20 protein-coding genes are annotated in these 24,040 nt (G+C 72.4%); 17 read left to right on the top strand and 3 right to left on the bottom strand.

Annotation, left to right across the window (positions count from 1 at the left end):
• The first annotated feature begins 2 nt into the window (after nt 1-2).
• The 9 genes from LHJ74_RS03815 to LHJ74_RS03775 all read left to right on the top strand — a co-directional run bounded on the left by LHJ74_RS03815 (nt 3) and on the right by LHJ74_RS03775 (nt 9,393).
• Nucleotides 3-956 (top strand): DUF6457 domain-containing protein, encoded by a 954-nt coding sequence (locus tag LHJ74_RS03815; protein WP_260216055.1) that lies wholly within the window; start codon nt 3-5, stop codon nt 954-956.
• Nucleotides 957-1,300: 344 nt separating this feature from the next.
• Nucleotides 1,301-2,881 (top strand): molybdopterin molybdotransferase MoeA, encoded by a 1,581-nt coding sequence (locus tag LHJ74_RS03810; RefSeq protein WP_260216535.1) that lies wholly within the window; start codon nt 1,301-1,303, stop codon nt 2,879-2,881.
• 2 nt (nt 2,882-2,883) lie between these two features.
• Nucleotides 2,884-3,951, top strand: coding sequence for a potassium channel family protein (locus LHJ74_RS03805; RefSeq protein WP_260216054.1), 1,068 nt, complete (start codon nt 2,884-2,886; stop codon nt 3,949-3,951).
• A gap of 126 nt (nt 3,952-4,077) precedes the next feature.
• Nucleotides 4,078-4,626, top strand: a complete 549-nt coding sequence (locus LHJ74_RS03800; RefSeq protein WP_260216053.1) for a hypothetical protein — start codon at nt 4,078-4,080, stop codon at nt 4,624-4,626.
• Nucleotides 4,627-4,690: 64 nt separating this feature from the next.
• The gene (locus LHJ74_RS03795; RefSeq protein ID WP_260216052.1) at nt 4,691-5,647 is read left to right on the top strand and encodes a GlxA family transcriptional regulator; all 957 of its coding nucleotides are present in this window, start codon (nt 4,691-4,693) and stop codon (nt 5,645-5,647) included.
• A 145-nt stretch (nt 5,648-5,792) separates the two neighbouring features.
• On the top strand, nt 5,793-6,827 hold the full coding sequence (gap, locus tag LHJ74_RS03790; RefSeq protein ID WP_260216051.1) for a type I glyceraldehyde-3-phosphate dehydrogenase: 1,035 nt from the start codon (nt 5,793-5,795) through the stop codon (nt 6,825-6,827).
• 107 nt (nt 6,828-6,934) lie between these two features.
• Entirely contained in the window at nt 6,935-7,912 is a 978-nt protein-coding gene (locus LHJ74_RS03785; RefSeq protein ID WP_260216050.1) for an NAD(P)H-quinone oxidoreductase, read from the top strand.
• 600 nt (nt 7,913-8,512) lie between these two features.
• Nucleotides 8,513-8,728 (top strand): hypothetical protein, encoded by a 216-nt coding sequence (locus LHJ74_RS03780; protein WP_260216049.1) that lies wholly within the window; start codon nt 8,513-8,515, stop codon nt 8,726-8,728.
• Between the two features lie 98 nt (nt 8,729-8,826).
• Entirely contained in the window at nt 8,827-9,393 is a 567-nt protein-coding gene (locus tag LHJ74_RS03775; protein WP_260216048.1) for a bacterial proteasome activator family protein, read from the top strand.
• Between the two features lie 137 nt (nt 9,394-9,530).
• On the opposite strand, the gene LHJ74_RS03770 is transcribed toward LHJ74_RS03775, so the two are convergent.
• Nucleotides 9,531-11,252, bottom strand: coding sequence for a protein kinase domain-containing protein (locus tag LHJ74_RS03770; RefSeq protein WP_260216047.1), 1,722 nt, complete (start codon nt 11,250-11,252; stop codon nt 9,531-9,533).
• Between the two features lie 523 nt (nt 11,253-11,775).
• Here LHJ74_RS03770 and LHJ74_RS03765 point away from each other — a divergent pair.
• The 3 genes from LHJ74_RS03765 (at nt 11,776) to LHJ74_RS03755 (ending at nt 15,384) form a co-directional block, all read left to right on the top strand.
• Nucleotides 11,776-13,497, top strand: a complete 1,722-nt coding sequence (locus tag LHJ74_RS03765) for a protein kinase domain-containing protein (RefSeq protein WP_260216046.1) — start codon at nt 11,776-11,778, stop codon at nt 13,495-13,497.
• Between the two features lie 130 nt (nt 13,498-13,627).
• Complete coding sequence (locus tag LHJ74_RS03760; RefSeq protein WP_260216045.1) at nt 13,628-14,734, top strand: phosphotransferase; 1,107 nt, start codon at nt 13,628-13,630, stop codon at nt 14,732-14,734.
• A gap of 140 nt (nt 14,735-14,874) precedes the next feature.
• Complete coding sequence (locus LHJ74_RS03755) at nt 14,875-15,384, top strand: pyridoxamine 5'-phosphate oxidase family protein (protein ID WP_260216044.1); 510 nt, start codon at nt 14,875-14,877, stop codon at nt 15,382-15,384.
• 22 nt (nt 15,385-15,406) lie between these two features.
• On the opposite strand, the gene LHJ74_RS03750 is transcribed toward LHJ74_RS03755, so the two are convergent.
• A complete protein-coding gene (locus tag LHJ74_RS03750) occupies nt 15,407-16,117 on the bottom strand; it encodes a response regulator (protein ID WP_260216043.1) in 711 nt (236 codons plus the stop codon).
• Between the two features lie 390 nt (nt 16,118-16,507).
• On the opposite strand from LHJ74_RS03750, the gene pdhA reads away from it, so the two are divergent.
• From pdhA to LHJ74_RS03725, 5 genes are all read left to right on the top strand, one after another.
• Nucleotides 16,508-17,728 (top strand): pyruvate dehydrogenase (acetyl-transferring) E1 component subunit alpha, encoded by a 1,221-nt coding sequence (pdhA, locus tag LHJ74_RS03745; protein ID WP_260216042.1) that lies wholly within the window; start codon nt 16,508-16,510, stop codon nt 17,726-17,728.
• Between the two features lie 77 nt (nt 17,729-17,805).
• A complete protein-coding gene (locus LHJ74_RS03740; protein WP_260216534.1) occupies nt 17,806-18,771 on the top strand; it encodes an alpha-ketoacid dehydrogenase subunit beta in 966 nt (321 codons plus the stop codon).
• Between the two features lie 20 nt (nt 18,772-18,791).
• Nucleotides 18,792-20,324 carry a dihydrolipoamide acetyltransferase family protein gene (locus tag LHJ74_RS03735; protein ID WP_260216040.1) on the top strand — a complete coding sequence of 511 codons (1,533 nt, stop codon included), beginning with the start codon at nt 18,792-18,794 and terminating at the stop codon, nt 20,322-20,324.
• A 193-nt stretch (nt 20,325-20,517) separates the two neighbouring features.
• A complete protein-coding gene (locus tag LHJ74_RS03730; RefSeq protein WP_260216039.1) occupies nt 20,518-21,246 on the top strand; it encodes a GntR family transcriptional regulator in 729 nt (242 codons plus the stop codon).
• A gap of 155 nt (nt 21,247-21,401) precedes the next feature.
• Nucleotides 21,402-22,640: an MFS transporter gene (locus LHJ74_RS03725; protein ID WP_260216533.1), complete on the top strand. Its 1,239-nt coding sequence runs from the start codon at nt 21,402-21,404 to the stop codon at nt 22,638-22,640.
• A gap of 551 nt (nt 22,641-23,191) precedes the next feature.
• Here the strand turns inward: LHJ74_RS03725 and LHJ74_RS03720 are convergent.
• Nucleotides 23,192-24,022 carry a maleylpyruvate isomerase family mycothiol-dependent enzyme gene (locus tag LHJ74_RS03720; protein WP_260216038.1) on the bottom strand — a complete coding sequence of 277 codons (831 nt, stop codon included), beginning with the start codon at nt 24,020-24,022 and terminating at the stop codon, nt 23,192-23,194.
• Between the last annotated feature and the right edge of the window lie 18 nt (nt 24,023-24,040).

Raw genomic sequence — 24,040 nt, 5'->3', positions numbered from 1 at the left:
GCGTGACCCCTTACCCGGCCGACCACCCGCACGATGCCACGCCTCCCGACCCCGGCCCGCACGGCGGCGCGCCGTACGACGCGGCCGCTCCGTACGGTGCCGCCCCGCCGTACGACGCGGTCGTCGTCGCGGGCGGGGGCGCGCGCAGGCTCGGCGGGGCGGACAAGCCCGCCCTCACCGTCGGAGCCCGCTCCCTCCTCGACCGCACGCTCGCCGCCTGTGCCGACGCGACGGCGACCGTGGTGGTCGGCCCCCGCCGCGCCACCTACCGGCCCGTCACCTGGGTCCGGGAGGACCCGCCGGGCGGCGGCCCGCTCGCCGCGCTGGACGCGGGCCTGCGGAAGACGGCGCGGGAGACCGTACTGGTGCTCTCCGCCGACCTGCCGTTCCTGCGGCCCGCGACTGTACGAGAACTGCTGGACGTGAAGTCGGCGGACGGCACCGTGGTCAACGACGGCCGCGACCAGCCGCTGGTGGCGGCGTACCGCGCGGAGTCGCTCCGCCGCGAACTGGCCCTGCTGCGGACCGAATACGGCACCCTCGCCAACCTCCCGCTGGGCCTGCTGCTGCCCGGCTTGGAGCTGCGCCGCATCACCTCGCCCGACGCACTCGACTGCGACACCTGGGACGACCTTGCCACGGCCCGGGCCCGCATCAGGGAGCATGGCAACGTGCTGGACGAATGGACTGCCGCAGTCAAGACCGAACTGGGTATCGACCTCGACGTCGACACCGCCCTGCTGCTCGACCTCGCGCGCGACGCGGCGCACGGCGTGGCCCGGCCCGCCGCACCACTGACCACGTTCCTGGTCGGGTACGCCGCCGCGCAGCGCGGCGGATCGGTGCAGGACGTCGCGGAGATCGCCCGCCGGGCCGCCGAGCTGGCGAACCGGTGGGCGGCAGAGGCCGAACCAGGAACACCCGGCGACGCGCAATCGGGGCCGGGAACGGCATGAGCGGCCCGGACGAAATCGACGAGGCCGTCGCCCTCGCCAACGGCGCCCGACCGGGCGCCGCACGCTCCGCCGCACCCGGCCCCGAAGACGACGGCCTCCTCCCCGACTGGCTCACCACGGGCACGTCGCCGCCCTCCGGGCGGTCTGCCGGAGCCACGGGTGGCGCGGAGCCGCGCCGCCGCTCGGGTCCCAGCCGCCCCGCCGCCGGTGCGGACGCCCCGCCACCGCCCGCCGGGGCCCCGCGCGGCTCGCCCGCCGCGCCCCCACCGCCACAGTCCGCACGCCGGGGCGAGGCGAACCAGAACAGCGCAGCTGCGTCAGGCGATGTCTTCGCCGCGCCGTGGGTGCCGTCCGAGCGGCGTCGTGGAGGTGCGGCGGCGGCCTCGGCCGCCGAAGGCGACGGCCCTGCCCGCCGCGCCGACGGCCCCGCCACTGGCCGTGGCGGCACGGAGCCGTCCCGTCGCGCAGGTGCCAGCCGCCCCGCCCCGGCCAAAGGCGCACCGAGGCGGCCCTCCCCGGCTGCCGGTACCACCGGCGCTGGCGCTGGCACTGGCGCTGGCACTGGCGCTGGCCAAGACGGCGCGGAGCCGTCCAGGCCCTCTCGGGGCAGCCGCCCCGACACACCTGGTGCGGGCGCCCCGCCGCCGCCCCCCGGCCGGGCCGGCGGAGGCGCGCGGGGTGCGGAGCCGGCCGCGCCGGAGCCCGTCCGCTGGGGTGAGGCGCGCCGCGTCGCCGCTCGTACGGTGACCGCCGCGCCGCCCCGTACGCTGCCGCTGGACCGGGCGCTGCATCATGTGCTGGCCGCGCCGGTGGAGGCCCTGACGGATCTGCCGTCGTTCGACACCTCGGCCATGGACGGCTGGGCCGTCTCCGGCCCCGGTCCCTGGCGTCTGAGCCCCGCCGCCCACGGCATCCTCGCCGGTCAGGCCGAACCCGCACCGCTGTCCGACGGGAGCGCCGTCCGGATCGCCACGGGTGCCCGCATCCCGTACGGCGCGACCGCCGTGGTCCGCCGGGAGCACGCCCGCGAGGACGGCGGCACCCGGCTGCGGCTCACCGATGCCGCCCCTCAGCACACCGCCGCCCACGGTGCCGACATCCGCCCGCGCGGCCAGGAGTGCCGCTCCGGCGACCAACTGCTCACCCCCGGTACGCCGGTCACTCCCGCCGTGCTCGGGCTGGCGGCGGCGGCCGGGTACGACCAGCTGACCGTCACCCCGCGCCCGCGCGTCGAGGTGCTCGTGCTCGGCGAGGAACTGCTGCACCGGGGGCTGCCGCGGGGCGACCGGATCAGGGACGCGCTCGGCCCGCTGGTCGGACCGTGGCTGGAGGCGCTGGGCGCCGACGTCCTCGTCACGCGACGCCTCGGCGATGACGCCGAGGCGCTGCACGAGGCGGTCGCGACCACCACCGCCGACCTGGTGGTCACCACGGGCGGCACGGCCCACGGCCCGGCGGATCACGTCCACCCCACCCTCCGCCGTGTCGGCGCGCGGGTGCTCGTCGGCGGGGTGCGGGTGCGCCCCGGTCACCCGATGCTGCTCGCCACGCTCGCCGGTCGCGCCGGTGCCGTCGGTGCCGTCGGTGCCGCCAACGCCGCACGGCATCTGATCGGCCTGCCCGGCAACCCGCTGGCCGCCGTGTCCGGGCTGGTCACGCTCGCTGCCCCGCTCATCCGCAGCCGTTCGGGCCGCCCCGCGCCCCCGCCCGTACATGCGCGGCTGACGGAGGAGGTGCAGGGGCATCCCCGCGACACCCGGCTGGTGCCGGTGACGCACGCCGCCGACTCGGCCGGGGCGGTCCCGCTGCGCTACGCCGGGCCTGCCATGCTTCGCGGTATCGCGGTGGCGACCCATCTCGCCGTCGTCCCGCCCGGTGGCGCGCCCAGTGGCACGCCCGTACAGCTTCTGGAACTGCCCTGGTGATCGTGCCCAAGTCGCGCAAGGAGTCGGGGAAGTCCCGGCGGGATTCCGCCGATCAGAACATCCTGCTGCCGCGCCCCAGTGTCGGCCCGATGCGGCAGGTCGGGCGGCGGCTGCTGGCGGCGTTCGCCGTGCTGTGGGCGACGGTGCTGCTCGTCTATCTGGACCGCGAGGACTACTCCGACAGCGACGACGGCACGGTCGGCTTCATCGACGCCCTCTACTACACGACCGTCACCCTCTCCACCACCGGTTACGGCGACATCGCCCCGGTCAGTGACGGTGCCCGCCTCGTCAACATCCTGCTCATCACGCCGCTCCGTGTCCTGTTCCTGATCATCCTCGTCGGCACCACGCTCGAAGTCCTCACCGAGCGCACCCGCGAGCAGTGGCGCCAGGGGCGCTGGAGGTCCGCCTTGCGCGATCACACCGTCATCGTCGGATTCGGCACCAAGGGCCGGTCCGCGGCGCAGACGCTGCTGACCACGGGTACGCCCAAAGACCGGCTTGTGCTGATCGATCCGAGCCACCATGTGATCAAGGCGGCGACCGAGCAGGGTTACGCCGGGGTGGTGGGCGACGCGACCCGGAGCGAGGTGCTGGTGCGGGCGGAGGTGCAGCGGGCCAAGCAGATCGTGGTCGCTCCGCAGCGCGACGACACCGCCGTGCTGGTGATCCTGACGGCCCGGCAGCTCAAGCAGCAGCTGCGGATCGTCGCGGCCGTGCGGGAGGAGGAGAACGCGCCGCTGCTCCGGCAGTCCGGCGCCGACGCGGTCATCATGAGCTCCAGCGCTGCGGGGCGCCTGCTGGGCCTCTCCGTCCTCAGCCCGAACGCCAGCTCGGTCATGGAAGACCTCATCCAGCAGGGCACCGGCCTCAGCCTCAGTGAACGTCCGGTGACCAAGGCGGAGGCGGGCGGTTCACCGCGCGAGTGCGCGGACCTGGTGGTCACGGTCGTACGGGGCCACCGCCTGCTGGGCTTCGACGACCCGGAGGCGGCCCGGCTCGAACTGACCGACCGCGTCGTTGTCATCCACCGCTCCACCCCCTCCCCCAGAACGGCCTCGGGGTAGGCCGTCCCAGGCTCTGGGGTCTGCGGTTCGGTACACGGCGAACAGGTGCGCGCGGTACCTCCCTCGGGCTCCGCTCGCTAAGCTCGACCCCCGAGCTCTAAAGACGTGCGCGAAGGGCCCTTCTCCATGCCGAACTTGACGACGGCGGGACGTACACGACGGGCGGCGGCCGGTGCTCTGCTGGCGGCGCTCACCGTGCTGGCTGCGGCCGGTTGCGGTGATTCGGACGACGACTCCGGTGACGACGCCAAGCCCGCCGCCTCCGGCAGCGCCGACGCCTCACCGAAGCCGAAGCCGAAGTCGTCACCCGCCCCGACGGCCGCGGACGGCACCGACACCGCCGCCTGCACGGACGGGAACTGCGAGATCGCGGTGTCCAAACCGGTGACGATCAATCTGGACGTCTTCGAGGGCCCTGCCAAGCTCGCCCTGACCAAGGTCGGGAAGGACGAGATCGGCTACAAGGTCACCCTGGGCACCAAGAACAACGGCAGCGAGACCAGTTCCGAGACCAGCGGTCCGGGTACGGGCTGCACGGCCACCATCTACCAGGGCGGCAGCAGCGGCAGCTGCGGCCCGGCGGGCGAGCCACCGGCGAAGGAGAAGGGCACCGTCGGGGTGCACCTCCTCTCCGGCGCGGACGGCACCGCGATCCTCCGCCTCGTCTCCGGTTAGGCCCGGAGCCCGGAGCCCGGAGCCCGGAGCCCGGAGCCCGGAGGGCCGACGTACCCTGTTCGCCGTGCCAGCCTCCCGCCCGCATCGCGTCGCCGTCCTTGTGCTCGAAGGTGCGAAGCCGCTCGATGTCGGCATCCCCGCACAGGTGTTCACGACCCGCGCGAGCATGCCGTACGAGATGTGGGTGTGCGGGGCGGCACCCGGCCTGGTGACCGGCGGCGACGGCCTGTCGTACCACGTGTCCCACGGCCTCGACGCGCTGGCGTGGGCCGACATCGTCTTCATCCCCGGCTACCGGTTCCCTGACCGCGACGATCCGCCGCAGGCCGTCGTCGACGCGCTGGTCGCCGCACATGAGCGGGGTGCGAGGCTCGCCGCCATCTCGACGGGCGCCTTCGCGCTCGCCGCGACGGGCTTGCTCGACGGCAGGCGCGCCACGACGCACTGGCACTACGCGCGTGCGCTCGCGGCGAGGCATCCGCGCGTTCAGGTCGACGAGAACGTGCTGTTCGTCGACGAGGGCAGCGTGCTGACGTCGGCCGGCGCGGCCTCGGGCATCGACCTGTGCCTGCACATTCTGCGCGGCGACCTCGGGGTGGCCGCGTCGAACCACGCGGCCCGGCGCCTGGTCGCGGCCCCCTACCGCAGCGGCGGTCAGGCGCAGTACGTGCCGCGCAGCGTGCCCGAGCCGCTCGGCGAGCGGTTCGCGGCCACGCGCGAGTGGGCGCTTTACCGGCTCGGCGAGCCCCTGACCCTGGAGCTGCTCGCCCGGCATGCGGCCGTGTCGCCGCGCACGTTCTCGCGCCGCTTCGTCAAGGAGACCGGGTACACGCCGATGCAGTGGGTCATGCGCGCCCGCGTCGACGCGGCCCGTGAGCTGCTCGAGCGTTCGGAGCGGAGCGTCGAGCAGATCGCCGCCGATGTCGGCCTCGGCACGGGCGCGAATCTGCGGCTGCACTTCCAGCGCATCCTCGCCACCACGCCGAGCGAATACCGGCGCACCTTCGCCCAGGGCGAGTAGCGGGCGGCTGACCGCCCCGCACCTCGCCCGGGGCCCCACGGGCCCCCGCACCCCGTGGCGCGATCCTTTCGAACCGTGGCGTTCTCTCCGCTGCCACGGCCGGATGCCGCGCGCGAACCTGGGGGTGAACCGAAGGGACACCACCATGACTCGCATCGCCATCAACGGATTCGGCCGCATCGGACGCAACGTGCTGCGCGCCCTGCTCGAACGCGGCAGCGACCTCGAGATCGTCGCCGTCAACGACCTCACGGAGCCCGCCACCCTCGCGCGGCTGCTCGCCTACGACACGACGGCGGGCCGCCTCGGCCGGCCGGTGACCGCCGACGGGGACGCCCTCGTCGTCGACGGCCGTCGCATCACGGTGCTCGCCGAACGCGAACCGGCCCGGCTGCCGTGGGCCGAGCTCGGCGTCGACCTCGTGCTGGAGGCGACCGGCCGCTTCACGTCGGCGACGGCCGCCCGTGCCCACCTCGACGCGGGCGCGAAGAAGGTACTGATCGGTGCGCCCTCGGACGGCGCCGACGTCACGCTCGCGTTCGGGGTCAACACCGGCGCGTACGACCCGGACGTGCACACGATCATTTCGAACGCCTCGTGCACGACCAACGCGCTCGCGCCGCTGGCCGCGGTGCTCGACGAGCTCGCCGCTGTCGAGCACGGCTTCATGACGACGGTGCACGCCTACACGCAGGAGCAGAACCTGCAGGATGGTCCGCACCGCGACGCGCGCCGCGCCCGCGCCGCCGCTGTCAACATCGTGCCGACCACGACGGGCGCCGCCAAGGCGATCGGCCTCGTGCTGCCGAACCTCGAGGGCAAGTTGTCGGGCGACTCGATCCGGGTGCCGGTGCCGGTGGGCTCGATCGTCGAACTCAACGCGACCGTCGGGCGCGACGTGACGCGTGACGACGTGCTGGCGGCGTACCGCGCCGCAGCGGAGGGGCCGCTCGCGGGCGTCCTCGAATACTCGGACGACCCGCTCGTGTCTTCCGACATCACGGGCAACCCCGCCTCGGCGATCTTCGACTCGGCTCTCACCCGCGTCGACGGCCGCCACGTCAAGGTGGTCGCCTGGTACGACAACGAGTGGGGTTTCTCGAACCGCGTGATCGACACGCTCGAGCTCCTGGCCACGCCTCGCGGATCGGTCGACGCTTCGACCACGCTTCGGGGCTGATCATGGCCGCAGCGTCGACCGATTCCGTCGGCCCCGGCAGCCGACGCGCCCTACAGGCTCTGTGAGGTGTTGCCACCGCCGGCGTTTCCAGGCGTAGCGTCGGCGGCATGTATGCGATCACGATCCCCGAACCGGGGGGACCAGAAGCCCTGGTGTGGGCGGAGGTTCCCGACCCTGTGCCGAGTGACGGCGAAGTTCTGGTCGAGGTGGCGGCGAGTGCCGTCAACCGGGCCGATCTCCTCCAGCGGCAGGGCTTCTACGACCCGCCGCCCGGCGCCTCGCCCTATCCCGGACTGGAGTGCGCGGGGCGGATCGTCGCGCTCGGACCGGGGGTGAGCAACTGGGCGGTCGGCGACGAGGTGTGCGCGCTGCTCTCCGGCGGCGGGTACGCCTCGATGGTCGCCGTGCCCGTCGGTCAGCTGCTTCCGGTGCCGGGTGGCGTCTCCCTCCCGGAGGCGGCGGCGCTGCCGGAGGTGACGTGCACGGTCTGGTCGAACGTCTTCATGATCGCCCATCTGCGTCCCGGCGAGACGGTGTTGGTGCACGGCGGCTCCAGCGGCGTCGGCACGATGGCCGTACAGCTGGCGAAGGCGGTCGGCGCGCGGGTCGCCGTCACGGCGGGCAGCGCGGAGAAGTTGGAGCGGTGCGCGGAGCTGGGCGCCGACATCCTGATCAACTACCGCGAGCAGGACTTCGTGGCGGAGCTTCGCGCGGCGACGGACGGCCACGGCGCGGACGTCATCCTCGATCTCATGGGCGCCAAGTATCTGGAGCCCAATGTGCGGGCGCTCGCCGTCAACGGGCGGCTGGCCGTCATCGGCATGCAGGGCGGCACCAAGGGCGAACTGAACCTGGGGGCGCTGCTGGCCAAGCGGGGTGCGGTGACGGCGACTTCGCTGCGGGCGCGTCCGGCCGACGAGAAGGCGGCGATCGTCGCGGCCGTACGCGAACACGTCTGGCCGCTGCTGTCGGACGGGCGGGTGCGTCCGGTGGTGGACCGTACGCTGCCGATGCGGGAGGCGGGGCAGGCGCACCGGGTGCTGGATGAGAGTACCCATGTCGGCAAGGTCGTGCTGACGCTCTGACGGGCCCCCGTCCCCGCCCCCGCCCCCGTCCCGGCCTCTGCTCGTGCCGACCGGTGTCCGAGATGCCGCATTCGGGTAACTGTGTGACGCTGGTTACGCCGTTGAACGGGTCCGGCACGGGAGGGAACAGCAATGGGTAACCCTCGTCGCCATCGGTGCGCTGCGGTCGCCGGGGTAACCCTGCTGAGTTGTGCTGCCGTGGGCATGCTCCCGGCGGTGCCCTCGGGAGCCGCCGGTCCGGCGGACCGGCCCTCCGGGGGCGGTCGCGCGGCGGAGACGCGGAGCGCGCACGGAGCCGTGGTGTGGTGGGAGTCGCCGGGCGCGCTCCCCTCCCTGCCGGCGCCGCTGCGGCCCGGTGGGGCTGCCATGGGGCGCCCGGCAGGCCATGAGGCGGCACCCGCCGCGAAGCCGTCGGCGCGGGCATCGGGGCAGGCGGAGCACGCAGAACGTTCTGATCAGGCAGAGCGCCCTGATCAGGCAGAGCGCCCTGATGATGCCGAGCGCCCTGATCACGCAGGGCACGCACAGCAGGCGCGCCGTTCCGGCGGCCCCGCTCGTCGCGAGCACGCGGCGGGGGCGGAGCCGTGGAGCCCGGCGCCCGTGGCGTCCACTCCGGCGGAGCCGGGGCGGACGCTGGCGCAGTCGGAGCGGGGGCGTGGTCCCGGGCAGGCGTTCGGTGACGCCGGGGAGGCCGGTGAGGTGGATCCGGTGCCGGGCAGCACGGGGCAGATCCTGCCCGTGCTGCCGCTGGGGGCGGGTCTGGCCTCGCTCGGTCTCGGCCTGGCCTTCCTGGCGCTGCGCCTGCGCCGCTCCTGAGCGGCACCGGGCTGTTCCGCCTGCGCCGCCCCGGCCGCCGGCGGCCCGCGAGTGCCCTGAGCGCGGCGTTGCGAGGGGCAGGAAGGCAGAATAGGGGTATGACACAGCCGAACAAGGAACGGTCGCAGGAGAGTCCACACGTCTTGGTCGTCGGCCCGGATGGGATGGCTCTCGGTAGTGCTGCCACCAAGGGCGGCGAGGGAGAAGCCGACGAGCAGGCTGAGGTCCCCGTGACGGAGATGGTCGAACAGCCCGCGAAGGTGATGCGGATCGGCAGCATGATCAAGCAACTGCTGGAAGAGGTGAAGGCCGCCCCGCTGGACGAGGCGAGCCGGGTGCGCCTCAAGGAGATCCACTCCAGCTCCGTCAAGGAGCTGGAGGACGGTCTCGCGCCGGAGCTGATCGAGGAGCTGGAGCGCCTCTCCCTGCCCTTCACGGACGAGGGCGTGCCCACGGAGGCCGAACTGCGCATCGCGCAGGCCCAGCTGGTCGGATGGCTGGAAGGGTTGTTCCACGGCATCCAGACGGCGTTGTTCGCCCAGCAGATGGCGGCCCGTGCGCAGCTGGAGCAGATGCGCAGGGCGCTGCCGCCCGGTTCGCTGCCGGACGACATGCCGGACATGGGTGAGCAGGGGCACGCCCGCTCCGGTGGCCCGTACCTCTGAGCCCGTCCCCTGAGCCAGCTCTCAGCCCGACGCTCTGAGCCCGTACCGCCCACAGCAACCCGCACACGCACGTGGCCCCGGCACACCCGAGAGGGTGCCGGGGCCACGTGCGTGCAGCAGCGGAGTCAGTCGTGTGCTCAGCCCGGCTGGCCGGTCGAGACGGTCAGGTCGATCTTGTCGCTCTCGGGGTCGAAGCCGTCGAGACTGTCCGGGGTCTGCTCCAGGACCATGTTCTTGCCCCAGACGTTCTCGTCTTCCTCGGTGACCTCGCCCAGCTTCCAGCCCGCCTTGCGGATGCACTCCTTGACCGAGGAGAGGTTCTTGTACGTGAACTCCGGGACGTACAGCTTGCCCTTGTCGCTGTAGTGGTCCCTGGCCTCGGTGCACTCGGTGCTGTCGATGGTCTTCGTCTTGTCCTCGTCCTTGAACTGCTCGTCCTCGGTGGGCTCACTGCTCGTGCCGGTGTCACCCGTGTCGCCGGTGTCACCGCCCGTGCCCCCGGGCTCGACCGATTCCGTGGAGGAGGACGTCGGCTTGTCGTCGGCCTCGGGTTCGCCGCCCCCGCCGCTGTTCGTCGACATGACGACGATCACGGCGATGACCACCGCGACGGCCACCACCGCGACGCCTATCAGCATCGGCGTGTTGTTCTTCCCGCCGCCGCCGTGCGAGCCGCCCGGCGCCCCGGCGGGCGACATCGTGTACGGCGGCGGGGTCTGCGCGCCGCCGCCGTGCTGCTGCTGTCCGTACGGCGTCGGGGCCGGGGTCGGGTACCCCTGCTGCCCGTACGCCGGGGTGGGCGGCGGCGTGGACGGGCCGTAGCCGCCGTACTGCTGGGGCTGGTACGGCTGCTGCACGCCGGGCGGCGGCGGGGTGCCGGTGTCGCTGACGGGCGGGAAGACGGACTGGCCGAGGCCCGCTCCGCTGGCGGCCGGGCCGCCGCTGATGATGATCGGCGCCGCCCCCGAGGCGGTGCCGGAGCCGCTGATCCGGGAGCACTCGTCGCGCATCGCCTCGGCGGAGGGGAACCGTTCGTTCGGGTTCTTCTTCAGGGTGCGGGCGACGAGCGCGTCGACGGCGGGGGGCACCACCTGGTTGATCGTCGACGGCGCGACCGGCTCTTCCTGCACATGCGCGTAGGCGATGGCCAGCGGGGAGTCGGCGTCGAACGGCAGCCGCCCGGTCATCAGCTCGAAGAGCATGATGCCCACCGAGTACAGGTCGGAGCGGGCGTCCACGCCGCGGCCGAGCGCCTGCTCGGGCGAGAGGTACTGCGGAGTGCCGACGACCATGCCCGTCTGCGTCATGGAGGTCACGCCGGACTGCATGGCGCGCGCGATGCCGAAGTCCATCACCTTGACGACGCCGCGCTTCGTCACCATGACGTTGCCCGGCTTGATGTCGCGGTGGACCAGCCCCATCTCGTGGCTGACCTCCAGCGCGGCCAGCACATCGCTGGTGATCTTCAGCGCCTTGTCGGCCGGCATCGCCCCGAACTGCGCGACGTCCTCGTCGAGCACGGTGCGCAGTGGCTTGCCCTCGACGTACTCCATGACGATGTACGGCACCATCGAGCCGTCGATCTCGTCCTCGCCGGAGTCGTAGACGGAGACGATGTTGGTGTGCGTCAGCTTGGCGACCGACTGCGCCTCGCGGCGGAAGCGCTCCCGGAAGGACGCCTCGCGGCCCAGCTCCGTGTGCAGGGTCTTGACCGCGACCTGACGGTCGAGGACCGAGTCGTACGCCAGGTACACCGAGGCCATGCCTCCCGCGCCGAGCAGGCTCTGGAGCTGGAACCTGCCCCTGCCGACCGTACGGCCCAGATACTGCGCGGCTCCCTGTGCGCCGTCGTCGCTCATCTGACTGCTTCCCCCTTGGCGGCGCTGTACCGGCGCATGTGTGTCTGGCTGCCCAATGGTCCGGCGGACCCCCGCTGGGTCCAGCGGCGGACCCAGGCTGCGGATCCAGCGGACGATCTGTGTACGCGATCGGTGCTCGCGATCCTGATCCAGTGATCCCTGATACGTGCCCAAGTCTGCCCGAGGGCTCCGACACGTCAAGCTCGTTGCCCGTTCCGTAACCGGATGCGCATCGTGTGCCCACATGGAAGAGACACAAGTCTCACCCTTCCGGTGCGGAAGCGGCACGGAACGGACTGCCGGAACGGGCGGTGCGCGAACGGCTGTGCCCGCCACCTCCGTGCCCTGGTGACGGGGCCGTTGGGTGCTCTGGTGAGGCTGCGGTGAACTTGCCAGCGGGATGCCGTACCCGGTTGGATGAGCCTTCCGCCCCGGTCTCGGCACCCATCACGAGGCGGTAGCCTCCAGCGGGGGACAGCCTACCCAACCGCACAACCCGCGGACCGATCGACGGCGAGGACTGATGGCACAGACGCAAGCCGCTGGGGGCCCTTCGGAGCCCGACGCGACGGGCGGGTCCTTGGGCGGTTCCATGCCCGATTCGCCGGAGATGTGGGGTAATGGCGGACTGGTCGGCGACGGCCGGTACCGGCTGACGCACCGCCTCGGCCGAGGCGGCATGGCCGAGGTCTTCGGGGCGGAGGACGTACGGCTCGGGCGCACTGTCGCCGTCAAGCTGCTGCGGTCCGACCTCGCAGAGGACCCGGTCTCCAAGGCCCGTTTCACCCGTGAGGCGCAGTCGGTCGCCGGGCTCAACCACCACGCGGTCGTCGCCGTCTACGACTCCGGCGAGGAGTTCATCGGCGGCAACATCACGCCGTACATCGTGATGGAGCTGGTCGAGGGCCACACCATCCGCGAACTGCTGATGGCCACGGACTCACCGCCCGCCGAGCAGGCACTCATCATCGTCTCCGGGGTGCTGGAGGCGCTGGCCTACAGCCACCAGCACGGCATCGTGCACCGGGACATCAAGCCCGCCAACGTCATCATCACCGAGGCCGGCGCGGTCAAGGTGATGGACTTCGGCATCGCCCGTGCCCTGCACGGCGCCTCGAACACCATGACCCAGACCGGCATGGTCATGGGCACGCCGCAGTACCTCTCCCCCGAGCAGGCACTGGGCAAGACGGTCGACACCCGCTCCGACCTCTACGCCACCGGCTGCCTGCTGTACGAACTGCTCGCGCTGCGTCCGCCGTTCACCGGCGAGACCCCGCTGTCGGTCGTCTACCAGCACGTCCAGGACATCGCGGTGCCCCCGTCCGAGGTCTCCGACGGCGTGCCGCCGGAGCTGGACGGGCTGGTGATGCGCTCGCTGGCCAAGGACCCGGACGACCGCTTCCAGAGCGCCGAGGAGATGCGCGGCCTCGTGCAGTACGCCCTGCGCATGCTCCAGGAGCAGGGCGGACACACCGGCGGCCTCTGGAACACCGGCCCGGCCGGTCCCGGCAGCGGCACCACCCCCGCCATGGGCACGCCCGGCATCGGTCCGCAGGGCCACGCGCAGCACGGCGAGACCTCACAGCTCGGCCCGCCGCTGCTGATGGGCCGCCCGGACCGGGACGACGGCGGCTTCGACGGCGGCTCGCGGGGCGGCGGCGGCCAGGGCGGGGGCGGCGGCCTCAAGTACGCGCTGATCGCGTTCCTGGTGGTGCTCGCCATCGGCGGCGGAATCTTCTTCGCGCTCAACGCCGGCAGTGACGACGGCGGAAAGACGGACCCGGTTCCCGAGACCAGCAGCAGCGAGCCCAAGGACAGGGAAACGTCCAAGAAGCCCTCGGACCCGCCCAGCGAGACCGAGGACCCGGGCACCGCGACCGGCGGCACCGAGGACGACTGGACGCCTCCGGCCGATCCCACCACCCAGCCCCCGCCCGACGACGACGGCGGCTATCCGACGGACAACACCCCCACCGGCCCGCCGAGCGAGAGTGACCCCGGCGGCGGCACCGAGGGCAGCGGTACACCCGGCGGCGGGGACACCGACCCGGGCACGGACGTCGGCGGCACGGACCCGGGCGGCGAGGACGACGGGGGCGCGGGAGAGGTCCAGGGCGGTAACGGCGGCGAGGACGACGGCGGTGCCGGTGACGACGGCGGTGCCGGTGACCCGGGTGGCGCCGGTGACCCCGGCGCCAGCGGCGAAGCGGGCCAGGCCACGACGGTGACCAGCGGCGACTGACGATTTGGTGCCTGCTCGCAGGGCGGGGTGAGTTCTTCCGAACTCACCCCGCCCTGCGACTGGTTGGTGCCTATATCACAGTCACAGCGTGCCACCGTACGGTCGCCCGGAGTCGTTTACGATGCGGCTCGTGCAGCCGTCACCCCCGCGCCTCCCCGCGCACACACTGAGCACGGTGCTCACCCGGTACCGCGCGGGAGAGCCACTCTCCTGCGAGCCGATCTCCCTTGGTCTGCTCAACCGCGGCTACCGGCTCGCGACCACCCGTGGCCACTTCTTCCTCAAGCACCATCTGGACACCGACCCGGCCGATCCGGGCCCGCTGGAGGCACAGCACCGGGCCACCGCCCGGCTCGGCGCGCTCGGCCTCCCCGTCGTGCCGCCGGTCGCCGCACCGGACGGCCATACGGTCACCGTCGTGGGCAGGCGCTGCTACGCGCTCCACCCGTGGATCGAGGGCCGTCACTGGCACGGGGACCAACTGACCGGCGGCCAGTGCCACCGGCTCGGCAGCCTGCTCGGCCAGGTCCACACCCGGCTGCAACAGGTCCTGCCCCCCGCGCCCGCGACCCCCGCCGCCACCTCGGGCCCCTACGGCGGCACAGCCGGCGGCGGCGCGGCTGGCAGCGCGGTCGGGGACGGCCTGGCGTCCGCCGACCCCGACGAGACCGAGACCGTGATCGACGGCCTGCTGGCCCGCGTACGGGACCGGCGGGCCAGGGACGGCTTCGACGAACTGGCCGAGCACCGGCTGCTGGAACGCCGCCGGATGCTGCGCCGCTACGCCGGCTGCCGCCCGCACCCGGGGGCCGCGCCCGTCGCCGGATGGGTGCACGGCGACTTCCACCCGCTGAACCTCCTCTACCGCGACACGGTGCCCGGCGGGCCCAGCGAGCCGGTCGCCCTCGTCGACTGGGACCGGCTGGCGGTGCAGCCACGCGCGGAGGAGGCGGTGCGCGGAGCGGCGATCTTCTTCGTACGGCCGGACGGCACGATGGATCTGGCCAAGGTGCGGTCGTACGCGCGTGCGTACCGGGTCTGTGCCACCGCCTCGCCCGGAGAGCTGAGCGCGGCGGTGCACCGGGTGTGGTGGGAACGGCTCAACGACTTCTGGATGCTGCGCTGGCGTTACGAACTGCGGGACGGCCGCGCGGATCCGCAGTTCGCGGCGGCGGCGGCCCTGGTGGTGTGGTGGACCAGGCAGTACGAGGCGGTGCGGGACGCCTTCTGCGGCTGACGCGGTGACGCGGTGACGCGGTGACGCGGTGACGCGGTGATGTGGTGACGCCATGGCTCGTCCACCGATGAGTTCCGCCCCGGTCCGGAGTCTGCCCTTTCGTACCCCGCACCTGGCCGGGGACGGAAGGAGAGCCCGAGATGACCACCATGGAACCGCAGACCCGGCTCGGCACCGACTACAGCGACGAGGCGGCGGTCGCCGCTCCCTGGTCGCAGGCAGAAGCGATCCTCCGGGAAGCCGAGCTGTTCTGGATCTCGACGGTGCGCCCCGACGGCCGCCCCCATGTCACCCCGCTGATCGCGGTGTGGCGGGACGGCGCACTCCACTTCTGCACCGGGCCCGGCGAGCGCAAGGCCCGGAATCTCGCCGCGAACCCCCAGGTGGTGCTCACCACCGGCACCAACGCCTGGAGCGAGGGCTGCGACGTGGTGGTGGAGGGCGAGGCCGTGCGGGTCGCCGACGACGCGCGGCTGCGGGAGCTGGCGGCGGCGTGGGAGGCGAAGTACGGCAGCGCCTGGCACTTCGACGTGGAGGACGGGCACTTCCGGCACGGCGCCGGAAAGGCCCTGGTGTTCGAGGTCGCGCCGCGTACGGCCTTCGGGTTCGGCAAGGGCAGCACGTTCAGCCAGACCCGCTGGAGCTTCTGAGCGGTCAGCGGTCCCCGCCTGGTCAGCGCTCTTCCTCGGCCCGCAGCCGGGCCACGTACGCCGCCGCCTGGGAGCGGCGGGACATGCTCAGCTTGGCGAGCAGGCCGGAGACGTAGTTCTTGATCGTCTTCTCCGCCAGCTGCAGCCGCTCGCCGATCGCGCGGTTGGTCAGCCCCTCGCCGATCAGATCCAGGATCTTCCGCTCCTGGTCGGTGAGCCCGGCCAGCGGGTCGTCCGGCCGCACACCTGACCGCTCACCTGACCGTTCACCTGACCGGTCGTCCGGACGGGCCCCTGCGCCCTCCCGCAGCCGCTCCAGGACCCGGTGGGTCGCCTCCGGGTCCAGCAGCGATCTGCCCGCCGCCACGTCCCGTACGGCGGTGAGCAGCTCGGTGCCCCGGATCGCCTTGAGCACGTAGCCGGAGGCCCCGGCCATGATCGCGTCGAAGAGGGCCTCGTCGTCCGCGAAGGAGGTGAGCATCAGGCACCGGACGTGCTCGGACCGCGACCGGATCTCGCGGCAGACCTCGACCCCGCTGCCGTCCGGCAGCCGTACGTCGAGCACGGCCACATCGGGCCGGGCGGCCGGAATGCGGGCGAGTGCCTCGGCGGCCGTGCCTGCCTCGCCGACCACCTCGATGTCCGGCTCCGTGGCGAGCAGGTCGTGCACTCCCCGCCGGACCACCTCGTGATCGTCGACCAGGAAAACGGTGATATTTCCTTGTTGGTGCACGGACTCAGTCTCACATACTGGTCCTCTCTCCGCTCTTCCCGTTTTCCCAGGGCTCGGGATAACGTGCGATGGTCCCGTCGGCTTGCGAGGCTGTGACCAGCGACGTTTTGCACTCTGCTCGATTTGCTTGGATTTCCAAGCAAAATCGCAGGTCAGGACCCCTTCGCGCAGTTGCGAAGTGCTGGGTAACTTGTCCTTAGCGGGCCCCGACGGAGACGCCTGGGTCTTTGTTTGGATTCGGCTGGACAGCCCAGCAAGATCCAGACCAAAGGCCCTAGTCACCGCTCGGTTCCGTCCGCGTCGCACCCAACCCCGTGCGCCGTACTGGTACCGGGCGAGCCGCACTGGCCACCCGGAGACCCCGGGGGCCGGACAGACGGAGGAGCACACGTGACCGTGGAAGGCACTGCCGCGCGCAGCAGCGCGACGCGCCGCAGCGGCGGCACCGGGAAGCGCGCGAGCGCGACCAGGAAGAAGAAGACCGCCCAGACCGCTGCGAGCACGCCCGCCGAGCCGCAGCTCGTACAGCTGCTGACGCCCGACGGCGAGCGGGTCGAGCACCCGGACTACGCAATCGACCCGACTCCCGAGGAGTTGCGCGGGCTGTACCGGGACATGGTGCTCACCCGGCGCTTCGACGCCGAGGCGACTGCCCTCCAGCGGCAGGGCGAGCTGGGCCTGTGGGCCTCGCTGCTGGGCCAGGAAGCGGCGCAGATCGGCTCCGCCCGGGCGTTGAACGACGAGGACTACGTCTTCCCCACCTATCGCGAGCACGGCGTCGCCTGGTGCCGTGGGGTCGACCCGACGAATCTGCTCGGCATGTTCCGCGGCGTGAACAACGGCGGCTGGGATCCGAACAGCAACAACTTCCATCTCTACACGATCGTCATCGGCTCCCAGACGCTGCACGCGACCGGGTACGCGATGGGCGTCATGAAGGACGGCGCCGACTCCGCCGTGATCGCCTACTTCGGCGACGGCGCGAGCAGCCAGGGCGACGTCGCCGAGGCGTTCACCTTCTCCGCCGTCTACAACGCGCCGGTCGTGTTCTTCTGCCAGAACAACCAGTGGGCGATCTCCGAGCCCGCCGAGCGCCAGTCGCGGGTGCCGCTCTACCAGCGCGCCGCGGGCTACGGCTTCCCCGGCGTGCGGGTCGACGGCAACGACGTGCTCGCCTGCCTGGCGGTGACCAAGGCCGCCACCGAGCGGGCCCGGTCCGGCCAGGGCCCGATGCTCATCGAGGCGTTCACCTACCGCATGGGCGCGCACACCACCTCGGACGACCCGACGAAGTACCGGCGGGACGAGGAGCGCGAGGCGTGGGAGGCCAAGGACCCGATCCTGCGGCTGCGCAGACTCCTCGAAAAGGAGAAGCTGGCGGACGACACGTTCCTCGCCGCCATCGAGGAGGAGAGCGACGCGCTCGCCAAGCGGGTGCGCGAAGCAGTACGCGCCATGCCCGATCCGGACTCCATGGCGATCTTCGAGAACGTCTACGCCGACGGGCACGCGCTCGTCGACGAGGAGCGGGCGCAGTACGCGGAGTATCTCGCGTCGTTCGCCACCGGGCCCGAGCACGAGGGCGGCAGCGCCGCGCAGGAGGTCAAGTGACCATGGCAGCCACAGCCACCGGGACAGGCACGGCCACCGGTAACACCGCGAGCGCAGCCGCGAGCACGGTCAGCAAGATGCCGATCGCGAAGGCGCTCAACCAGTCGCTGCGCAAGGCGATGGAGGACGACCCCAAGGTCCTGATCATGGGTGAGGACGTCGGCAAGCTCGGCGGCGTCTTCCGGATCACGGACGGGCTGCAGAAGGACTTCGGGGAGGAGCGGGTAATCGACACGCCGCTCGCCGAGTCCGGCATCGTCGGCACCGCCATCGGTCTCGCCCTGCGCGGTTACCGGCCGGTCGTCGAAATCCAGTTCGACGGCTTCGTCTTCCCCGCGTACGACCAGATCGTCACGCAGCTCGCCAAGATGCACGCGCGGGCGCTGGGCAAGATCCGGGTGCCCGTCGTCATCCGCATCCCGTACGCGGGCGGCATCGGCGCGGTCGAGCACCACAGCGAGTCGCCGGAGGCGCTGTTCGCCCATGTCGCGGGGCTGAAGTGCGTCTCGCCCTCCAACTCCTCGGACGCCTACTGGATGATGCAGCAGGCCATCGAGAGCGACGACCCGGTGATCTTCTTCGAGCCGAAGCGCCGCTACTGGGACAAGAGCGAGGTGGACACCGCCGCCATCCCCGGCCCCCTGCACACCGCGCGGGTGGCTCGCACGGGCACGGACCTCACGCTGGCCGCATACGGGCCGATGGTGAAGACCTGCCTGGAGGCCGCGGCCGCGTCGCAGGAGGAGGGCAAGTCCCTCGAGGTCGTCGACATGCGTTCCATGTCGCCGATCGACTTCGACACCCTCCAGAAGTCGGTGGAGAAGACGGGCAGGCTCGTGGTGGTGCACGAGGCACCGGTCTTCCTGGGCACGGGCTCGGAGGTCGCCGCCCGGATCACGGAGCGCTGCTTCTACCACCTGGAGGCGCCGGTGCTGCGCGTCGGAGGCTTCCACTCGCCCTACCCGCCGGCCCGGCTGGAGGACGAGTACCTGCCGGGGCTGGACCGGGTGCTCGACTCCGTCGACCGCGCGCTGGCGTACTGAGGATCGGGAGAGTCGTGACAATGACGAGTACGACGAGTACTTCGACCCGTATCCGTGAGTTCAAGATGCCCGATGTGGGCGAGGGACTGACCGAAGCCGAGATCCTCTCCTGGTCGGTGCAGCCCGGGGACGCGGTGACGGACGGCCAGGTCGTCTGCGAGGTCGAGACGGCGAAGGCGGCCGTCGAGCTGCCCATCCCCTTCGACGGCAAGGTGCACGAGCTGCGCTTCGAGGAGGGCACGACGGTCGACGTCGGCACGGTGATCATCACCGTCGACACCGACCCCTCGGCCGGGCCGGAGGCGGCGGGCCCGGAGACGACCGGGGCGCCCCAGAGCCCCGAGGGCGCTGCCGGGGCCGAGGGCGACGAGGGCGGCCAGGGCGGTGCGCGCCAGCCGGTGCTTGTCGGCTACGGCGTGAGCACCAGCTCCACCAAGCGCCGTCCGCGCAAGCCGCAGCCCGGCACCGGCCGGTCCCCCAACGAGGCACAGGCGGCGCTCCAGGGAGAGCTGAACGGGCAGGCGGCCTCGAACGGAGCCGCGGCTCCGGCGGCACCGGCTTCCGCCCCGGGCGCCCCGGGCGCCCCGGGCGCCCAGGGTGCTCCCGGCACCGCTGCGGGTACGGGCGGCCGGCCACTGGCCAAGCCCCCGGTCCGCAAGCTGGCCAAGGACCTGGGCATCGACCTGGCCTCGGTCACCCCCACCGGCCAGGACGGCATCATCACCCGGGACGACGTGCACGCGGCAGCCACCGCCGTGAGCACGCCGACCACCGCGCCCGCGCCGCAGGAGGCGCCGGTCACCACCCCGGCCGCCGGGCCCGCCCCGCAGGCCGCGCCCGGCGGGGAGGCGGCGCGCGAGATCCGTATCCCCGTCAAGGGCGTACGGAAGGCGACCGCCGCCGCGATGGTGAGCAGCGCGTTCACCGCGCCGCACGTCACCGAGTTCGTGACGGTCGACGTCACCCGCACGATGAAGCTCGTGCAGGAGCTCAAGGAGGACCCGGACATGGCGGGACAGCGGGTGAACCCGCTGCTCCTGGTCGCCCGTGCCCTCCTCGTCGCCATCCGGCGGAACCCGGAGGTCAACGCCTCCTGGGACGAGGAGAACCAGGAGATCGTCCAGAAGGGTTACGTCAACCTGGGCATCGCCGCCGCGACCCCCCGGGGCCTGATCGTCCCGAACATCAAGGACGCGGGCGCCAAGACGCTCCCCGAGCTGGCCTCGGCACTCGGCGAGCTGGTCGGCACGGCGCGGGAGGGCAAGACCACCCCGGCGGCCATGCAGGGCGGCACGGTGACGATCACCAACGTCGGCGTCTTCGGAGTCGACACCGGTACGCCGATCCTCAACCCGGGCGAGTCCGCGATCCTGGCCTTCGGGCAGGTCAAGGACCAGCCCTGGGTGCACAAGGGCAAGGTGAAGCCGAGGAAGGTCACCACGCTGGCGCTCTCCTTCGACCACCGGGTCGTCGACGGAGCGCTGGGATCCAAGGTGCTGGCCGACGTGGCCGCCGTACTGGAGCAGCCGAGGCGCCTGATCACCTGGGCCTGACGGCCGCACGGCCCGTACAGCCCGGGGCTGCCCGAGCTGCCGGACGCCCCGTACGCGGGACGGTCCCCGCCCTTCATCCGCCTGTTCACGGCGGTGGGCGCCGGGGCTTCCCGCGTACGGGGCGCTCTCATGCCGCCCGTCCGTATGGTGGACCGGCTTTCGTACGCATACCTGTTGTATCTAAGATGTGTCCATGCCTGCCGCCGCCGCCGTGTCCCTCTCTGCTGTGTCCCTCTCCGACGGATCCGCTTCGGCCGGATCAACCTCCGCCTCCGAGTCCGCGAAGCCCCTTCCGGCGGCGGAGCGGGTCTACGCGCACGTGAAGCAGTCCGTGCTCGACCGCCGGTACGAGGGCGGCATGCTGCTCACCGAGGGTGAGCTCGCCGAGGCCGTCGGCGTGTCCCGTACGCCGGTGCGGGAGGCGCTGCTCCGCCTGGAAGGGGAGGGGCTCCTCAAGCTCTACCCGAAGAAGGGCGCCCTGGTGCTGCCCGTATCGGCCCAGGAGATCAGGGACGTCGTCGAGACCCGCCTGCTGGTCGAGGAGCACGCGGTGCGGAAGGCGGCGTCCGCCACGCCCGCCGGGCTGATCGGGCGCCTCGAAGAGCTGCTCGCCCAGCAGGGCAGGGAAGCCGAATCCGGCGAGCTGGCGGCGGCGGCCGTCAGCGACCGCTGCTTCCACGCGGAGATCGTCCGCGGCACGGGGAACGCCATCCTTGTCCGGCTCTACGACCAGCTGCGCGACCGGCAGCTGCGGATGGGTGTGGCCGTGATGCACGCACACCCCGACCGCGTCGCCAAGAACGTCCCCGAGCACGCCGAGATCCTGGAGACCATCCGGGCCGGCGACGCCGAGGCGGCAGCCGAAGCGGTGCGCCGTCACGTCGGCAGGGTGCGGCACCTCATCCACGGTGACGTGCGGTGAGGCGTTCCCACGGCTCCCGTACGCCCGGCAGCGCGAACGCGTCCGGCGGCTCCCGCGGCCACGGCAACTCCCGCGGCTCCGACAGGTCTGACAGCTCCGGCAGTCCCGGCAGCTCCGGCGGGGAGTCCGCCCTCGGCGGCGGCCGTGCCGTCGCCATGTGGGGCATCGGCGTCGCGGTCTACTTCGTCGCCGTCACCTACCGCACCAGCCTGGGCGTCGCCGGAATCGACGCCGCCGAGCGCTTCGACGTCAACGCCTCCGCCCTCTCCACCTTCTCCCTCCTGCAGCTGCTCGTCTACGCCGGGATGCAGATCCCCGTCGGCCTGCTGGTGGACCGCTGGGGCACCAAGAAGGTCCTCACCCTCGGCGTCGTGCTCTTCACCCTCGGGCAGTTCGGCTTCGCGCTGTCCGAGTCGTACTCCATGGCGCTGGCCTCCCGCGCACTGCTCGGCTGCGGCGACGCGATGACGTTCATCAGCGTGCTGCGGCTGGGCGGCAGATGGTTCCCGGCCCGGCGCGGCCCGCTGGTCGCACAGCTCGCCGGGCTGGTCGGCATGGCGGGCAACCTGGTCACCACGCTGGTGCTGGCCCGGGTGCTCAACTCACTGGGCTGGACACCGACCTTCGCGGGCAGCGCGGTGGGCGGCGTGCTCGTACTGGCGCTGGTGCTGCTCTTCCTCAAGGACCACCCCAAGGGCCACGAACCGCAGCCCGCAGCGCACCTGGGCCGCGACTACGTGCGCCGCCAGATATCCGACGCCTGGCGCGAGCCAGGCACCCGGCTCGGGTTGTGGGTGCACTTCACCACGCAGTTTCCGGCGATGGTCTTCCTGCTGCTGTGGGGCATGCCGTTCCTGGTGGACGCGCAGGGCCTCAGCCGGAGCCACGCGGGCGAGCTGCTCACCCTCGTCGTGCTCGCCAACATGGCGATCGGCCTCACCTACGGGCAGCTGATCGCACGACAGCACTCGATGCGGATGCCGCTGGTCCTGGGCACCATCGCCGCCACGGCCCTGATGTGGGGCACCGTGCTGTCCTGGCCGGGGCAGGCGCCGTCCTGGCTGCTCGTCATGCTCTGCGTGGTCCTCGGCGCCTGCGGCCCGGCCTCCATGATCGGCTTCGACTTCGCCCGCCCGGCCAACCCGCCGGAGCGGCAGGGTACGGCCTCCGGGATCGTCAACATGGGCGGCTTCACCGCCTCCATGACCACGCTGCTCGCCATCGGCGTCCTGCTGGACCTGACGGGCGACAACTACCGGATCGCCTTCGCCTCGGTCTTCGTCCTCGAGGCGTTCGGAATCAGCCAGATCCTCCGCCTCCGCACCCGCGCCCACCGCCGGGAAACGGACACCCTCACCACCAGCCCCATCAAGGCAATCCACGTCCCCGTCTGACCGCCCCTCTTCCCGCGGGCGGCCACCCACCCCTTTTCCTCCGCGACGCCGTTGCGTCCTTGCGCCCTTGCCGGGGGCCGCTCCCCTTCTCTCCGCCGCGACGGCGTTCAGCCCCCGCCGGGTGGTCCGGCGGTGCCCGTACCGGGTTGGGCCGGGGTATGCACGGTCGCGAACCCTGTGCGCCGCGATGGTGGTCGGCCCCTGCGAGGGGGCCCGTCGGGGCGGTCGCCGGTTGTGGGCGGGAGGCCGCGCGACGGCGGTGAGCAACTGTCGGCCAGCCGGGCGCTGCGTCCGTGCGTGCAGAGGTGCGTACGGCAGCAGCCTCTTTCGCCGCGGCGGCGGTCGGTACCCGCTGGGGAGCCCGGCGGTGTCGGTCACGCCAGCGAGGCGTGGTGCTCGGGCCCGAAGAGGGCAGCGAGCGAGGGCGTGGTGCTCGGGCCCGAAGAGGGCAGCGAGCGAGCGCGCGGCACCGGCGCCGGCCGGTCCGGGACGGCTCGGGGCTCCGGGGCCGTGCCCCAAAAGGGCGGGCGGGTGGGCGTCAGCCCAGACGCCTACGGCGTCACCGCAAACGCGTTCAGGATCGCCGTCGCCAGCTCCGCGTCCCCCTCGGCCTTGACGTCCCCCGCCACCGCCTCCGCCCGCGCCCGCCCACACGCAAGCCGTACGTACGTCTCCCAGCCCATCGACAGCGTCGCCGCCGGGCCGAGCGACGGGCTGCCGTTCACCGAGCCCCTGCCGTCCTTGTCGACGCGCACCGTCCGCATGAATTCGACGGGGCCGCTCACGTCGATGACCACGGCGGAATCCGCCGGTGCTCCCGCCTTCTTGGCGACGACTCGCGGCAGTCCGTCGACCAGTACGTCCCGGGTGATCAGGGCGGCGGCCGAGTCCAGGTTGCCGGGCTGGCGCAGTGCGCGCCGGATGTCCTGTTCGTGGACCCACACGTCGAAGGCCCGCAGCAGGAGTTGCCGTTCCAGGGTCACCGGCGGGAGGCCGGGCAGCACGTGCCGTACTTCGGCGTCCGGCTTGCGCTTCTCGTTCCGCAGCTGGCGCGAGCGGCGGATGATCGTGTATTCCAGCTCGCCGGTCATCTCGGGGCCGGTGTGGTGCCGACGGACGTCGACCTGCACCTCCATGTGGCGGCTGGTCTCGTCCACCACGTGGTAGATGTCGCGGGGGAGGGTGTGGATGGGGCGTGGGTCGCCCAGCAACTCGCACTCGATCCCGATGACATGGGAGACGACATCCCGGACCGACCATCCGGGGCAGTCCGTCGCGCGGTTCCACTCGGCCTCGGCGAGCGGCTTGACCAGCTCGGATATCGCTTCGATGGACTGCGTCCAGGCATCGGCGTATGGCTGAAGGCTTGGGTGGTCGGACACGGGACCCCTCGGCAGTAC

The organism is Streptomyces gossypii (genome assembly GCF_025165795.1).
Lineage (GTDB): Bacteria > Actinomycetota > Actinomycetes > Streptomycetales > Streptomycetaceae > Streptomyces > Streptomyces gossypii.
Note: the sequence above shows the minus strand (reverse complement) of the source record. Positions and strands in the feature narration are given on the sequence as shown.